Annotated in this window: 10 protein-coding genes; 2 read left to right on the top strand and 8 right to left on the bottom strand. The window is 42.5% G+C overall.

The window, feature by feature from the left end; translation table 11 throughout:
- Positions 1-21: 21 nt before the first annotated feature.
- The 5 genes from EHS13_RS35550 to EHS13_RS35570 all read right to left on the bottom strand — a co-directional run bounded on the left by EHS13_RS35550 (position 22) and on the right by EHS13_RS35570 (position 9,557).
- On the bottom strand, positions 22-4,578 hold the full coding sequence (locus EHS13_RS35550) for a DUF5005 domain-containing protein (RefSeq protein WP_155704998.1): 4,557 nt from the start codon (positions 4,576-4,578) through the stop codon (positions 22-24).
- A 94-nt stretch (positions 4,579-4,672) separates the two neighbouring features.
- Positions 4,673-6,412, bottom strand: coding sequence for a class I mannose-6-phosphate isomerase (locus tag EHS13_RS35555; protein ID WP_227013717.1), 1,740 nt, complete (start codon positions 6,410-6,412; stop codon positions 4,673-4,675).
- Positions 6,413-6,436: 24 nt separating this feature from the next.
- Positions 6,437-7,264, bottom strand: a complete 828-nt coding sequence (locus EHS13_RS35560) for a carbohydrate ABC transporter permease (RefSeq protein WP_155705000.1) — start codon at positions 7,262-7,264, stop codon at positions 6,437-6,439.
- A complete protein-coding gene (locus EHS13_RS35565; RefSeq protein WP_155705002.1) occupies positions 7,264-8,193 on the bottom strand; it encodes a carbohydrate ABC transporter permease in 930 nt (309 codons plus the stop codon). Before EHS13_RS35565 ends, EHS13_RS35560 begins: the two co-directional genes overlap by 1 nt.
- Before the next feature lie 80 nt (positions 8,194-8,273).
- Positions 8,274-9,557, bottom strand: coding sequence for an ABC transporter substrate-binding protein (locus EHS13_RS35570; protein ID WP_155705004.1), 1,284 nt, complete (start codon positions 9,555-9,557; stop codon positions 8,274-8,276).
- Between the two features lie 201 nt (positions 9,558-9,758).
- Here EHS13_RS35570 and EHS13_RS35575 point away from each other — a divergent pair, with 201 nt between their 5' ends.
- Positions 9,759-10,793 carry an AraC family transcriptional regulator gene (locus EHS13_RS35575; RefSeq protein WP_155705006.1) on the top strand — a complete coding sequence of 345 codons (1,035 nt, stop codon included), beginning with the start codon at positions 9,759-9,761 and terminating at the stop codon, positions 10,791-10,793.
- Here the strand turns inward: EHS13_RS35575 and EHS13_RS35580 are convergent.
- Both EHS13_RS35580 and EHS13_RS35585 read right to left on the bottom strand, forming a co-directional pair.
- Positions 10,731-13,334, bottom strand: a complete 2,604-nt coding sequence (locus EHS13_RS35580) for a glycoside hydrolase family 38 N-terminal domain-containing protein (RefSeq protein ID WP_155705008.1) — start codon at positions 13,332-13,334, stop codon at positions 10,731-10,733. The genes EHS13_RS35575 and EHS13_RS35580 overlap by 63 nt on opposite strands.
- 26 nt (positions 13,335-13,360) lie before the next feature.
- On the bottom strand, positions 13,361-14,305 hold the full coding sequence (locus tag EHS13_RS35585; RefSeq protein WP_155705010.1) for an ROK family protein: 945 nt from the start codon (positions 14,303-14,305) through the stop codon (positions 13,361-13,363).
- Between the two features lie 266 nt (positions 14,306-14,571).
- On the opposite strand from EHS13_RS35585, the gene EHS13_RS35590 reads away from it, so the two are divergent.
- Positions 14,572-15,282, top strand: coding sequence for a DUF421 domain-containing protein (locus EHS13_RS35590; protein WP_155705012.1), 711 nt, complete (start codon positions 14,572-14,574; stop codon positions 15,280-15,282).
- Positions 15,283-15,308: 26 nt separating this feature from the next.
- Here EHS13_RS35590 and EHS13_RS35595 read toward each other — a convergent pair whose 3' ends face one another.
- Complete coding sequence (locus tag EHS13_RS35595; protein WP_155705014.1) at positions 15,309-16,880, bottom strand: SAM-dependent methyltransferase; 1,572 nt, start codon at positions 16,878-16,880, stop codon at positions 15,309-15,311.
- Positions 16,881-16,977 lie beyond the last annotated feature (97 nt).

Here is a 16,977-nt window from a genome sequence, read left to right on the forward strand (position 1 = left end):
CTCCTATTAAACAGACGGGCATTATAAGAACCGCCTAAATATACTCCAGTTGTTGAAATCATCCGTTGTCTTCCACATACTTGTATAATTATTGCCATGTGTGTCATTTTTTCGGTTTGGACCCGACATGCCGGAATCGTTAACAACAGTTGAAGTCGGGTTAACCGCAATAGTGTAATTTGCAATTGTTGTAAAGTCATCTGCAGTAACCTTTAGGACATAACCATCCTCTATTTTAGCCGCTCCAGAAATCAAAGTTCTACCGTCTGCAGTATAGATTTCATATGTCTGGTCAGAATCATCCATAGCATATACAGCTGAAGTTACACTGCTTGCTGTTGAACCATAACCAATCTTAATTGTCCCTGCTCCGATTTCGGTTACGATGGCTTCCTTTCCAGCTTTAACCCCTATCTCGGTATTTGTACTTGCGATTAGAGATTTCAGATGAATGGAGTAAACGGCATTAGTAACATTGTCAGCTGCTGTAACCTTAAATATATTACCCTCCGATAATAATGCTGTTCCAACCGTTATTGGGGTACTCAGGCTATCATCTGTGTAGACATCATAGGTCTGCGTTGATCCATCAGCGGAATAAACAGCTGATTTCAGACTATTAACCGTTGATCCTTCGACGATATTAATAACTCCTGCGCCAATACGTCTGACTACCGCACCTTGTCCGGTTGTAGCAGCTATTCCTGTATTAGTCCCGCTATAAATCTGACGCATCTTTACAAAACGCGGATGATACAGATCGCCATTGGCATAGTGTACATTACCGCTATCTTGAGTTGAATTCACATTATATGAAATCAGCAGCTCACCTGGTTTTGAGATATTCGGATGTGCTTTAGCATTGTAGATAAATGTATCTGCAGCACTCGATTTATCCTCCGGTGTATAAAATAATGTGGTAGGCGGGCCAAAAGGTCCAACTGGTGTATCGCCAATGCTTTCTTTAAGCAAGCCATGATCTGCACTAAACAGACCTGTTGAATAAACGAGACGATATTTTCCGTTGTTCGGTCCACCTATAATGGGGTTAACACTTAACTCAGGCGATACATCAATAGCGCTATCGGAAATCACCTTTGCTGCGCTAATATCACTAGTCCAGCCACTATTGCTGTAGAACTGCCATTTGCTTTGATCCTCAAAATCTGCCGGCAGCACTCGAGCTACAAGTAAGCCTCTAAGGCCTACGAAGGTTTGATAGCCATACGTATAAATATACCCGTCAGGATTAGGTGCCCCAGCTTCAGTCGTATTAGGCATAAATCCTGCACCAAATTGATTCTCCAAAGCTAGCAGAGCTCCTGTTCCAAAATCTAAATCCGTATGGTAAAGCAGATCCGTATCCACTTGGGTCTGATTTTCAACCTCAAGATTGCCATTGATAAGCGGAACCTTGATCATGGAAACTCTTTCTACTTTAAACTGCCAGCCTGGTGCTTGTGTTAGATCTGGCGCTACATTCATCGCAGAAATATACACATTGTTGTTCAACTTAATGCCATCCTGCAGCCAGTACCAATTCTCAGGAGTAGAGTGAGCCGTATGAGGTACGAATAAGCCCGAATTTGTTTTTCCGTCCACTTCCTTGCCCCAAATGAAATCCATCGCTGCTGGATCCGGATTGGCTCCATTCAATATTCCCAAGGTGTTATTCGTAAAATCTGAAACATCTCTATGCTTGGAAGTCGGATTCGCATGTCCAACAAAAGTATCACTGAACAAGAATAAAGTTTTGGTCAGATCAGCCTTTCCAGGGGCATCGTATCCGTTATAGGCTATCGTATAAATCCCATCAGATCCTGTCCAACCCGAGGTTTTGGTCAGAAGATCCGTCCAATCACGCGCTGGCTCGATTATCGTTCCAGCTGCGCTATAGAATCTCACTTGGCTCAGTCCAAAAACAGCATCACTGCCCCAGTTCCCGTTGCCTGCTGCTACATCCGGCACAATCTTAACATACCTGACACTGGCTGCATTAAAATCAACTACTCCTCCGCCTATAAGATCCGTTGGTCCTTCTGCTGCCGATCCAGATGCCTTTGCAAACTGGTAGGAGCCTAGAGTTGTCCATGTTCTTCCATCAACAGAATACTGCACCTGCGCATTCTTAATCCCATATTCACCTGTTTGTGCATTGTGGTTCCATACATGCATCTCACTCAGCGGATACGTTCCGCCTAGATCAAATTTAATCCAGTTGTTCGCACCAGGATTGAGCGGAGTCATCCACATGGCTGTGGCTGTATTGTTATGGGAGTCCGTTTTCCCAGATACACCCGACATCCCGTAATTGTTGATCGTATTAATTGCAGGTGTATTTTCGGAATCCGTACTACCTGCAGTGACATCCAGAACCGTTACATTCTGATCAACTGCTGTGATATTACTTGTATATCGATAGACACGAATTTGGCTCAATCCAAAGGTAGTTGGGTCTGCTGCACCCCAATTTCCATCACCTGCAGCTTCATTCGGAACGATCTTCACATATCTGGCAGCAAGGCCATTAAACTCAATAGCTGTATCTGCTTTATCTGTCACCGATCCGCTTGCTTGTGCAAACTGTTGGGTAGTGCCTGAACCGCCTAGACTGGCCCAAGTACTGCCATCCGTTGAATAAAGCACCTGCGCATTTTTTATTCCGCTATTCGTTGCGTCAGGCTGATTGTAATTCCATACCAACATGTTCCCTAAGGGATATACGGCTCCAAGATCGACCTTAATCCAGTTATTCGCTCCCGGGTTATCATTTGTCAACCACATGGTTGCACCGTTGGCGTCATTATCGTGGGAATCTTGATCACCATAATATCCGGACATGCCGGAGTTATTTGTTGCATAGAATGCCCTATTAAGCGAAGTTTCGCTGCCTGTTGTTGTTGCTACCGGTATCAGCATAGTAGTATCGCCAACCGGATTAACTGTAATTGCGTACTCAGCAGTCGTAGAAAGATCAGCTGCTGTAACCTTTAATACATTCGTTGTCATTAATACTGTGGTTCCCGTACTTATCTTGGTTCCACCTGTTGCAGTAAGTACTTCATAGGTCTGGGTAGAGTTATCCGTTGCATATACGGCTGCCATTACCTGGCTAACGGATGTACTAAAAGCAACACGAATCGTTCCTGGCCAAATACCCGTAACCACCGCTTCTTTACCTGATATAACGTTTATATTTGTTTCATGTGATTTTGAATCTCCAGGTGCTGTAGGTGCAGACGAAGAAACAGGTGCTGGTGATGCGCTTGGTGTCGGTGCTGGTGTAACTGAAGAAGATGGAATCGTTACGAATGTCGACCCCGCTACTTTTTCATCCACAGCTGTGATTTTCCCTTCGCCCGTTACGACCAACACAGCATTAATTTGCAAATTATTAATCGTTACTCCTGAACTTAAGTCTAAATCAACCCCTGTAGCTCCTTGATGAATGACAATCTCATTTATTTGCCCAGCAGGAACATTAATATGAATATCTTTAGCTTGAACGTCTAATTTACCAAAAGAACCCTTCAAGGTTACATCCGATCCCTTTGGTAATGCCTCAGATAAGATAACATCGCCAAATCCGACTCCAGCTGCTGAACCTGATGCACTGTTCTCCTCCAAGATAGCTGAAGTTTTTACAGTTACGCTGCCTACTTTAGTCGAACCTTCCGCGACAACACGCACTGCGCTGTCTGCTTTATCGATAATTACATCGGCAAGCGTGGAATCTTCTAGATGAATACTATTTACACTACCGCCATTAACGGTTGTTGTTCCTTTAACCGTTACACCAGCTAAGGTTGCATCACCTGAGGCAATTCCTTTCCCCAATATTAAATTCCCGGAAATGACCGTATTCCTAAGTGTTACACCTGGAACATTAATCGTCACATTTCCTGTGAAGGTTTCTGCTCCTGCTGTTGGACCATATGTACCAGCTGTTTTATAAATACCAGTTTTGGCTTGAATAGCCCGATCCAGTGTAACAACAGCTTCTGCACGAGTGATCGGATTGAGTGGCTTGAACATTTTATCCGGACTGCCTTGCATAATTTGTTTGAAAACATTGGCTTGAATGGCTTCCTTGCTCCAGGAAGGAATCTTATCCGCATCAACGAAATCCAAAGCCGCTTGGTTATCCGTTGCTTTAAGATTAAGCAAGGTGCTAACTACAGCGGCAACTTCCTGTCTGCTGATCGGCTTGTTCGAACCAGCTGTTCCATCCGCGTAGCCTTTAATGTAACCTGCTTTAACAGCTATAGCCACTTGGCTGTAAAACCAATCTGTTGATTTAACATCACTGAAATGAAATTCTGCCTTCTCTGTAAAACCAAACGAATTATTGACTAAAGCCATAAACTCCGCTCTTGTTATGGAAAGATCCGGTTTCATGCTCCCATCCGGATAGCCTTTAAGGAAGCCTTGATCCTTCCAGCTGTTTAATTGATTCTCCGCCCAATGGCCTTGAATGTCCGATTGAGCTGATTGTGCATAGGAAACGCTGAATGAAGTGAACATTAAACAAAGCATCAAAAAATAAACTAGCGTTTTACGAACTATTTGATTAGCCATGGTTTATAATTCCTCATTTCTCGATTTAGATTTATGAAAGCGGTTACAAACTTATGGAAAACCACGGCACTTCATATCCGTAGTTCCATTAATCTTACGTTCTGACGAATGCTTTAAGCGTTCCAAGCTGTTTGCCTGCACTGCGGTCAGTTGGTCGAAGGGTAAATTCGCCTACAGCTGCAGGGATAATAACTGTTTCTGCATAATGAATGACGAGAGGTACGAATGCCTCATTAGGGCTCTCTATAATAGCCTCTTCGCCTTCGACGAGATTAAGAACCTGCACACCGCCGTTTGTATGATGCGTTACCTTATCTGTAAACCAATGGCGCCGAGTCTCAATAAATTCAAGCTCGTGCAGACCGGTTCTTTCCTCAACCCAGCCTTCGCCTTCTGCCAGCTTCTCCACTTGGCCGATTAAATTACGCTGCACCCAATCCGTATCCCGATCCCAGATAATATTCTGGCTGCCATGCTGCAAATGAACCGGGCGGGGCTTGCCATCCAATCCCAAACGATCCCAATCCCACAGCTTAAAAGTAAAAATATACGGGGTAGCGCTAATTTCCAATACCATGCTGTTCGTCCCTGAACAATGAACCGTGCCTGCAGGAATCAAAAAGTGGTCATGTTTTTTAGCCGGAAATATATTCACATAGGTTTCAGCGGGAAAAGAGCCGGCTCCTTGCTGCGCCTTTTCCAAATCATCCATCATCCGCTCGGGATCGACACCCTCCTTGAGCCCGAGGTAAACAATCGTATCGTCCGCAGCTTCCAACATATAATAGCTTTCATCTTGGGTATACGACATGCCAAACTTTTCTTTAATATAATCCGTAAGCGGGTGCACTTGAAGGCTTAAATTCTGGCCTCCCATGGTATCTAAGAAATCGAATCGAATAGGAAATTCGGCTCCGAATCGCGCATATACCTTTTCTCCTAACAATGCCGTTGATTCAAAGAACACGAGATTAATAGAAGGAAGCTCTATTCGCGTTTGGCCATATTGGAAATAAAGGCTGTTCTCTTCGGGTACACCATCAAAGCCCCATGCGTATGGATTTCCCTTAGGCTCAAGGCCGATTTTCTCCTCCAACCAATTACCGCCCCAAACACCGGGGTCAAAATAGGGAACAAGTCGAAACGGCTGACTAGCCACTTGCTTAAGCCCAGTTAGCAAGGCAACAAGAGTTACCATCTTGGGCTCATCCCGCTTATTGGTATCTAGATAGAAGTCCAGCTTCTGAAACAAGGCACGCTTCAATCGATCCGCTACACGCCACTCAATGAAATAACTTCTTTTATACTTCCGAAGAATATCCTCATCGTGATTATCAGCCCGCCAATTGCCAAATTCCTTACTGCGGAACCTTTGCTGAATTTCCCAACGCGCTAAATCAGCATAAAGGAGAATATCCTGTTCTCCAACCAAGGAAGCACCAAAGCCTATTACGATAACTACGCCCGCTTCGATGGCTTCGATTTGGCGTTTGATCTGCTCCAGCTTCACAGCATCATAGAATTCATCAATGAGAAAAGGAGCCATGTAACCAAATACCCGATCCTCTGTCAAATATCTGGACAGCTTATGCTCAAGCTCCTGCGGTTCTAATGCTGCATCTTCAATTGGAATGATTAAACTAGGGTTTAACAGCTTCAAGCCATTAATAATTTCGTCCGTTCTTACCGCTGGGTAACATTCAATCACGATAACTGTTTTGCCGTCTGCTTTGATTTTCTGCTGTATTTGTGCGGAAATGGCTGCGTAGCCTTCCCACACCTCATGGTCCATGCCTTTTATAGCAATAAATGGCTCTTTATCATAGTTCGACAAGTCTTTATAACCCTCTTTCTATTTCTAGCCTTTGACGGCACCGGACGCTACTCCATCTAGAATTTTTTCTGAGAATATAATAAACAGGAGCAGGATCGGAACTGTTGCCAGCACAGAAGCTACCAGCGCTTTATCCATAGACAACATCAAATTACCTGTATACTTCATAACAATCAACGGTACGGTTTTCTTCTCTTCACTTTGCAGAAAGATCAGCGGCATAAAGAACTGGTTCCAAATCTGCACAGACATGATAATACATATACTGAAAATAACAGGACTAGCTAGTGGAAACATGATTCGGTAAAATATTTTCCATTCGGATGCACCATCCAAAAGCGCTGACTCGTAAATTTCGGATGGCATTTTTGCAAAGAAAACGGTCAGCAGCAACACCGGCATCGAGATACCCGCAGACAAAATCCAAATAACAGACCATGGCGAATTCAACAAATGCATACTCTTCATCAGCAAGAACACCGGTAAAACGCCTAGCTGTGCGGGAAACATCAGCCCTAACAAGAAATAAATTTGCATCGTTCCGTTCAAACGAAATTTAAATCTGCCCAAAGCATAGGCGACCATCGATGAAAATAACACAATAATCGCTAAGGATGCGACAAGGATAAATACGCTATTGAAAAAGAACATATGAAAATGCTGTTCCTTGAACATGACTCCATAGGTCTTCAAGCTTAAACCGCGCGGTTTACCAAATGTGTTTGATAATAAATCCGATTTACTCCGAAAGGAGTTGTAGACCATATATAACAGTACTAATGCCGTAAATAGAGAGTAGCCCCAGAGCACTATGGAAGCTAGAGTGGATGATAATTTCTTTTCCTTTAACACTAGACGTCCTCCCCCCTACGTTTGTACGTCAATATGATTTGCAGCAGCGAGATTACGAAAATCATCAGGAACAAAATACAAGCGACTGTAGAGCCTAGCCCCATAGCGTTCTCACTTAAATTCCCGCCAAGCGGGTTATTCGATACTCCAAAGGTAATCCGGTAGAAGAACAACGACATAACGTCCAAATAATGATTCGTTCCCCCGGAAACGCCGCCTAGAATAAAGTTGAAATCAAAAATTGTCATAGAAACAATGTAGGTGATCAATACCATATTTAGAATCGTTACTTTGATTTGCGGAAGGATGATGCTGATTAATCGTCTCCAGTAACCTGCACCGTCGAGATAACCGGCCTCCAAGGACTCACGGGAGACCATTTTCATCGCACCAAGAAAGAAAATCATTCCTACGCCGAAGCCCGTCCATGACATCATAAACCAAACGATATACATGCCTAATTCAGGAACGCCTAGCCAAGGCCGTACATATTCGCCCAAGCCGATCACTTCTAGCAATTTATTAACGACTCCTACGTTGCTATCGAGCAATAATGTGAAAATGAAGGCAATAACCGGTGTAGAAATAAACTGTGGTGAAAAAATGGCTACTCTAAAAAATTTAAAGCCTTTTACTTCACTGTAGATCATGTAAGCGGCTATGATCTGCAAAGGGATTAGAATGGCCACGCTCAAACCAAAAATTTTCAAGCTGTTAAGCAGCGCATTGGTAAATTGCGAGATCAGCTCCGAGCTGGTGAATAATTCAACATAGTTGGCAAAACCGACAAATGTTTTGGGACCTATCCCATTCCAGCTGTAAAAACTGATGCTGGCTGCAGCGAATATAGGGTATACCACAAATAACGTGTAAATAACAAAACCAGGCGCGAGAAAAAATAGATAAGGTCTTTTCCTGATAAAAGACATACCAGAAATCACCTGCTTTCTTGTTTAAAATAATCATACCGATAGATCACTCTATCGGTATGATGGCTACCCTAATCCTCTTACTTCTTATTTAACTCGTCTTGGATCAGCTTAGTTGCTTCTTCGCCTGTAATTTTACCCGTCATCAATTTAGGCAGAATTTCAGTCAATAACAAGTCTTGCGGTTTAGCTTTATCAGTTGCGGCAGAAGATAAAGCATGATAAATATTTTTTCCAATTTTATCAAACGCTGAGAACTCAGCAACGATATCGCCTTTTGGCTTGATATCTTTAACAATCGGTACATTGCCGTTCGCATCTTCGACAAATTGTGTTGCTTCTACGCTCGAAAGGAAATTTGCATAGGCAGCAGCTTCTTTTGGATGTTTGCTTGTTGCGGCAACTGCATAAGTTGTTGAGTTGTTCATACCTGACTGAGCGTATTTTACTCCTGTTTTATCAGGAATTGCAAATCTACCAATTTTCAAGGAAGTTCCCTCATAAATCGAGTTGCTCCAAGTGCCGTCCATGATCATAGCTGCTTTACCGTTGGTGAACGCCAATTGAGATGCTTTGCCATCCATGGCTACATAATCTTTACCGAAGTATCCCTTTTTGGCAAAGGCTGCATACGTATTGAACAGCTCCGTCATAGGTGCGAAATCAATATCTGTCTTTTTATCTGCAATACCAATCATTACGTCATTCATAAGGGCTGGAGCAAACACTTGAACCGGCCAATATCGGTCAAAATCACCATTACCGCCAAATGCGATTGGAGTCACACCATTTGCAAGCAAAGTGTCATTTATTTTCACGAAATCATCCCAAGTCTTAGGTGCTTGTAGATTATTCTTCTCGAAAATATCTTTATTATAATAAACCATTACATAATCGAAGAATGTTGGGAAAGAGCTGTAGATTTTTCCGTCTACTTTTGCATAATCAACAGCTTCTTGAGGAAACCTGCTAGCATCCGGAGCGTACTCGTCCAAAGCAATAATTTGTTTGTTCTTAACCATTTCCGCCATCTTAGTTGATTTATTGCCTTGTACATAGAAAGCATCCGGCAATGAATTGGAGGTTAAAGCCACATTCAAGGAGTCTTCTGTTTCAGACCATTGATAATCAACCTTGATGTTAGGGTATTTCTTAGTAAAAGCTTCATTGATTAGTTTAAACGGTCCTTCCAAAGTTGCCTGGTTGGCTGTGTCTCCCCATACCTTCAAGGTTACATTTTCCTCCGTACTTGTGCCGCTGCTTGCTGGGCTAGCACTATTGTCTTCTGTACTTTTTGAAGCACAACCTGATGCCAACAACAACGTTAGACACATTCCGATAAATAAGCTTTTTCGCTTTTGCATACGCTTCCATCCCCTTAACGGTCTTATAATTTTTGTACAGAAGTAAAGATTGCCTAGGACGATAGCTCCTGTATCTACTACCAATAATATTGATTTTCCTCATCTAAGTCTTTGTAGATAAAAGACATGGATTTATAAAAATTAGACATTTTACAATTCATCCCTCCCGACTTTCAGAAAGCTCCAAAAGGGTTGAATTTAATGAAATGGTCAAGTATCATGATAGAGGTATTGGATCGACAACGCTATATTTGCAGACGATTAGGTGGTGAAACGATGGAAATGACTCAACAAGAGCTGCGTGACAGCACCTCTTTCCTTAATGAATATGCCGTAAACCTCAGCGGAAAAGAGCTCAGCTTTTATGTCCATTATTGGGGTGGTGAACGAGTCTTATTCACGAACCATGTCCATAAGCATTCTTTTTTTGAAATTTGCTACATTGTCGATGGTGAAGGTGTCTATATTGAAAAAAATCACAATCTCCCTTTGAATAAAGGAACCATCTTTTTATCTCGTCCTCATATTCAACATCAAATCATTAGCACCGAAGGGCTTTTTATTATTTTTATTGCCTTTGAATTAATCGAATCGGAGTCCTCTGAGGAAGCAATCGCCCGATTTAAAAGCATGGAAAAATCACCTGTATTTCACTTAGAAAAAATGGAGCAATCCCCTATTGTTATGATCTGGACCGCTCTTCTTAAACAAGTCCTTTATGCCAACAATTTTCTTGAGGATAATATCCTGCGATTATCCAGCGCCTTATTAGCATCTTTTGAATGTACGTTTTGCGATATTAAGAAAGCAACAAAAAACGTTGCAGTACAACCTTCGTCCACAACGCTTGTGCATAAAGCCAAGCTATATATTCGTGATAATCTGTCCCAAACCTTAAGCTTAGTGGAAGTAGCCGACTTTTTATTTGTGTCCTCTAGACATCTTTCCAGACTGTTTACGGACGAATTGGGACAATCCTTCTCCAACTATGTGCGGAAAGAACGAATTCGCCAAGCCGTTAAGCTATTTTCGACGACGGAATGGTCTATTAAACAAATTGCTGAAGAAACAGGCTTCGATAATGTCCATTACTTTACCACAATCTTTAAATCGGAAATGGGTGAACCCCCAGGACAATTCATCAAAAGACTGAAGGATCCTGGAGGATCAACTTTAATTCATGGATTTACGGATCCGGATTACAGACCGTTGCCGGGAACCGATCGTCCCGTTTAGAGCTCCATTAACTAGGGTAACCTCATCTATATTCTCTTCCAATATATTAGTTAAATAAGCTTTTTCTATTGGGTATAACGGTGCCTTAATGGAGAAATCAGCCGGTTTATCAGTCAAATTAAGCAATCGAATGATCATCCCGTCTCCATCCGCAGCAGGCTTGATATATTGTACAACAACACCATCCCCAGTTACATCAAGGAACCTTTCTTCCTTCTCAGCAGCATCAATAACAGGGAAAATTTGAACGGGATGAGAGGCCTCCATCCCTTTTTTCTCTGCTTCCTGCGGAAGAAATTCAGTGAATGTAGATAAAACATATTTGACCGTAATTCTCCCTGGCTGACTGGCTTTAAAATTAGTATCCCAATAATTGTTTATCGGCCACGCTAACAGAAGCGGATTCTCCTGGCGATCAATGGACGTCTGCTCTTTACCAAAATTAAAATCACCAATCTGGACAAGAGGCGCATCTGGACAAGCCAAAGTGACTCCTCGCTTATCATCGTATAAGGAAATCGTCTGGTCAACCGTCACCCAATCCTTGCAGGAATGAGGCAACTGGTCCTTATCTAGGGAAACGAAAGTACCGGCAGTGTCAAAAACAGCGTTCCAATTCTTCTCCAAGCTTAATGGAAATGCAAAATAGATCGATTCCGGAAGCGTGTTATCCAATTTATCTAGAATGGCAATCAGCTCAATATTAGGGTTATTCTTAAAGAAAGTGATTTTTTGCTCCAAACGTGCGACTCCAGGGGCTTTCCACACCAAATTCAATGTAACTCCGGAATCGTGTTCCGTTATTTCGAAAGAAACTAAACTCTCCGCACCATTTCTGCTCGCAGCCCAATCATTATTCCAGCAGCTTATACTGTTATTGCAATCATCCAGATCCCTATTGTAGAACGTGGTTCTATGCTGCTTATTGATTAGCGGATCCGGGGTTTCGTGAACGTATTGGAAGAAGGTCCAATCACTGTTCGGATCAATCATTTGCCAGCCCTTTGTTTTATCTAACAGCTCTTTAATTCTTCCTGATTTCTTGTCAAAAGAAAGCCGGTAATAAGGCGTTTCAATCGACTCTTCCGTAACTATAATGCTTTTAAGGGCAGCATCGGAAGCTGGGCTGACTTGAGGCAAAGCGGAAAGCGGAATGATTTTATAGCTGAACGGCTGCAGCTCGACTGTACCCAAAGAAGCGCTTGTCCAATTGGTATCATAGTTGTTCTGATGATAATAGAATCTACCCGTAGAAGCATGTCTTCCTTCATGCGTAAATTCTTTTGGCAAATGTAGATCACAGGTTTGAGTGATGTGAGTCGGATTTACTAATAGAACACTTTTAGGCGCTTCAGATTGTAATGGATTTGCCGCAAGCTGCTCTAATTGTTTGTTCAGCACGTAGCCGCTAAGGCTGTTCCCTTGATAGGCGGTATGCGCTTTATGCATCCAGAGGGTTTTCGTGAATAAAGTATCCGGCTCTGTCACCGAGATATTGGCTCCCCATGTATGCTCTTCATACAACTGTACTTGCTCCCAAGCATCCTTGTAGAGCTGGTTATCCTTCTCGTTCGGCTTAAATGCAGATAGAAACTCAGCTGTTTTCAGGCTGACTTTACTGCGGCGGTTCAACCGGGTTTCCTCAGCTGAGCTGGCAGCTCCAAAATTCCAGTAGTCTGTCCAATCCCCTCTATGGGTCGCTATCGTATCGGCAGGCTGCTCTTTCAATCGCTTCAGTAAAGTATGTGGTGTAACCATTCGGATAGGAGGCTGGTGCCCTTCCTCGTTCCACTTGTTAATCATATATTGGAGCTCTTGATCTGGAGGTGTATTATCTAAAAACGGTAAATTCGTAGCAGATAAATAAACGAAATCATACGGATACCCTTTGTTTTCAATTCGCGTTATGTACCGATCAAGCCCCTCTTTCATAAGCTGAGTGCTTTTCTCCTCCAAACGACAAAATTGAGTGAATAACGAATAATGCTCACCGTGGAAAGTTAACAATTCTCTGCCGTCTGGTGCAACCCAACGGAAAGCTCGCGGTCTTTGCAGTGGATTTCCGCCAAAGTGCATATTCAATCCTGTTGCATACAGCTCAATGCCTGCATCCAAAAGGGTTTGTGCTATCGTCCAGGGTTGGCCGTTAATATCGTGATTGATCGCTGTAAGGATAGGCACTCCGAATTTCTCGCGAAGCACACGAACCGAATAAAGTGATCGAGCCAATTGTTCCGCATTATTCAATGGTGTATTGTGCATATTTAAAGCAGCTAGACAAATTTGCCCGTTTTTCAAAAAGGTATGGAAGCGTTCGACTTGGCTGCTGCTTGCAGTTTCCAACCATTTAATCACTGGCTCCGTAGCTTCGCAGGTCCAATAAAACCGTTTTTCTTCCGATTCATGCTGGCTTTGCTCGCATAGGTCGATAGCTTGGTCAATATAGGTATTCTGCAGCTCCCATAGTACTGGCTGCGGATGCGTGTAGCCCACATCCAAATGACTGTGGTGATAAACAAGAATTTCTTTAATCTTAGACATAGTGCTTCCCCATTTCCATATTGAGTCTATTCGATGCTAGTTAATATTTGTTTACTTTGCTCCAATAATTTAGAAACGCCGATAAATGTACTCATCGAGGCTTCATCCGATATTTCAATGCTGAGCTCATAACCTTCGAGAGCAGCTCGGCAGCCGCCAATAAATAGATCGTGGCTTTTGGCAATTTCGCCAGCGATGAATAAAGCTTCCGGTTTAAAAGCCTGCACAAAGGGGATCAGCATCTCTCCAAGCATCAAGCCAAAGCTATGAAATAAGCTGGCCGTTAGAAGATCGCCTTGCCTGGCCGCTTCCATCAAATCTCTTATATCCAACGTCAAGTCGATGCCTAATTCGGACTTTAAGCGGTTAAATCCCCTTCTGGAGATGTAATCATCTACAATGGAATCACGAAAAGGTGCTGCATACATCCAGCCATGATTCGGAACATCGTCCCGATATTTCACCATTTCACCATTCTCGATAAAAGTTGATCCTAGCCCTGCACCAATCGTAATACATATAGATTTGCCTGTTGATTTTACTTTTCCGGAGACGAGCTCACCTAAAGCAAACAAATTGGCATCATTCTCAAAAACTATGTGAAAATCCGCGGATTGCTTCTGAGCAAAAAAGGACTCTTGGCTCAGCATTTGCATCAGCTCTGTTCTAAGATTCACACCATAGATCGATTCGAATTTATCGCCGCCTTGGATATAACATGTGCCCTCTTCATAATCGAATGGTCCGGGAAACGCAAATCCGATGCCATTAATTTGAACCTGCTTTTCCATAATCCGGCTGACCTGTTGTTTGAATAAATCCACAAAATGATTCAACAGCTCATCCTTATTTTCTTTTGATTTAGAAGGATATACCGCATATGTGTTTGGAACCACTTTGCCATATTGATTTAATACAGCAGCTTTAATGTATAAACCTCCAACATCAAAAACAATTGTAAACTCACTCATCTTTCATACACTTCCTGTTCAGAATAAATCACATCTGTTTCGATATAGTCTAATTTTATTCATTTATTAATGCTTTGTCTTTTTGATTTTTAGTCTTACTTTTATAAAATAAAGACTAAATCCAGTCAAAATCAACAAAAAAATGCCCCATGCATAATCGCAAAGGGGAAGAGGAAAACTATGTAAGCTAAAGCGTATATGGGTTCAAAACACTAATCTCATTAGAATATAGCGTTACTAATTCGGATTTATGGGATGTGAATGAATTGGATTTTCTCAAAAGTCAACATTCATTGACAAGCCTTGAATGGATCTTAAGAGGTATTGTTGGCTTTATCTTTTTACTTCTTGCAGCCAAACTAATGGGACAACGCTCGATATCTCAATTACGTTTTCTCGATTTCATTATTGCTCTGACCCTCGGCAATATTATAGCCCATCCACTTTCAGATGCGGAATTGGGATTAAAGGGATCTGTAATAACCACCCTTGTTCTAATTTTATTATATATTGCATCCACGTGGCTGAGCTTAAAATGGTCGTTATTTAAAAGATATCTCGATCCTCCACCGCTCAACCTAATTACAAATGGACAGATCCAATTTTCCAATCTATCTAAAGCAAGAATTTCAATTGAATTTTTATTTTCTGAGCTTCGTAAAGAAAAAGTGGACGATATACAAAAAGTATCCCTTGCAATATGGGAACCGGGTGGAACAATCTCCATTTTTATGGACACTCAATTCCAACCGCTTACTCCTGCAGATATGAAGCTAGCAACCCAACCGTTTACCCTTATAAAGCCGATCATCGTTGAAGGAAAAATCGATATGTCGCTGCTTAAAGAAATGGATAAAGACTATACTTGGCTTGAAAAAAAGATAGCCCCTTCTAATATGGAAATCCGCGATGTAGTATTAGCTACCATTGACGATAACGAGAATGTGCAGGTCTACTCGAATTCGAACCCAAATTGAGAAGGCATCCTTCCTAATTAAACCATTTAGAAAGCTTGCTCCCCTTCACTCAAAGCTTTTAGCAGCGCCAAAGCTTCCTCATCCTCAGGCTCCAGAACTAACGCCTCGCGTATGTATTTCAGCGCAGCTTCTTCAAACCCGAGCTCGTAGTTGCACACAGCCAGACAGTATAGAACAGTCGATACCGACTCGTCTTCATCTGCATGTATAGACGTTTCCAGGAACCACTTCGCATCCTCGTACATGTCCATCTCGAACAACAGGAGTCCGGCATCCAACGCCAAATCATAGCGCTGCTCCATCGCATAATACGATGACCACATGATATGTATGCCGCTTTGGATATCCAGCATTTCTTCATCGCTTGCCTCTGGCAGCAGACTCGAGATAAATTTAGTACATTGGATGAAAAGCTCCGCATCATACCCACCTAAACGCCAAAAAACCAAAATATGCTGTAGTCCCATCGTCTCGATACGCTGGTCTACCCATTCCTTCATACTAAAAAAATCATCCGGTCCAAAACGTTCAATAAACCGCCGATAAGCTAGCCGCGTATTGGCATAGTTCATTGGTGTTTCCAGCATGAAGATACACCCAACATTTATATCTCTATAATGATGTGAGGTGGTGAAGAGTGCCAGTGCGCCTCTTTGCTCAAACATATGTTGAATCGGATGATAGTTTGCCGTTAACGAGAAACTGCCGTGATGAATTAACCGGGGCGGATCCGCAAACTTCCAGTTCTCCATCCGGTGATCGCCTTTATCCGCAGTGATCAGTAGAAAACCTGACCGTGATAGTTGAGAAAGCCGTTCCAGACATCTCAAACCAACAGTCGGAAACAGAATATGTGAATCTTCAAGCTCCTGCTGGTAAAGCGCGACTACATCGTAATACGGGTATGTTTCTGCTTCGTATTCAGGCGCGAGACGATACTCGTAATTCAACGTCATTTTTTCTAATGCTTCTGACGGCTTAAGCTGATTGAAATTCTCCGGAAACTCAACTAATACATCGCATTCATATATCTTACCGTCACCTACATAGATCAGCTCTTGCGGAATACTGTCAAAAAAATAATTAGCGACAATCAGCAGCGGTTGCTTCAGATCTCCCGGTTGGATGGTTGTTTCAGATACAACCAAATTTAGCTTCGTGTCATGTACGGCATCAAACCTTGCAAAATCCAGTAGTCCCTGTTGGATGAAAGACTGAAGAGCAGGATGACTTGCCCAAGCGGTAACATTCTTTAACGCCAAGTCTGTCATAACATAGCGAAAGGGCGGCAGCACAATACCCGCATAATCTCTCAGCTCACATAGTTTATGCAAGACATGAAATGCGAGGCGCCCCGCTCCCGCTCCCAGCTCGAGAATCGTAACAGGTTCAGATATACTCCCCTTAACGGACAAATCCTGAAGAAATCCGAAAATCATTTCCGCATAAGCTGTGGCAATCATCGGATTGCTCGTTATATATTGTGGAACCTGGTCATTATTCCAAGCCTTCATTCCTTCTTCTTCATAATAAGCCCGTTGCAAATCCCATATTGGCGCTTCGCTGAAGCGGAATCTCTGTTGTTTATTTTCTGCCATTCCCTATAAACCTGCTTTCTGTGGATCATTTGGAGCGACCTATTAAAAATGCTAAGGACCGGATGTAGCAATTACTACTCCAGTTGCTTAAAATTAT

The organism is Paenibacillus psychroresistens (assembly GCF_009728935.1).
Taxonomy (GTDB): domain Bacteria; phylum Bacillota; class Bacilli; order Paenibacillales; family NBRC-103111; genus Paenibacillus_AC; species Paenibacillus_AC psychroresistens.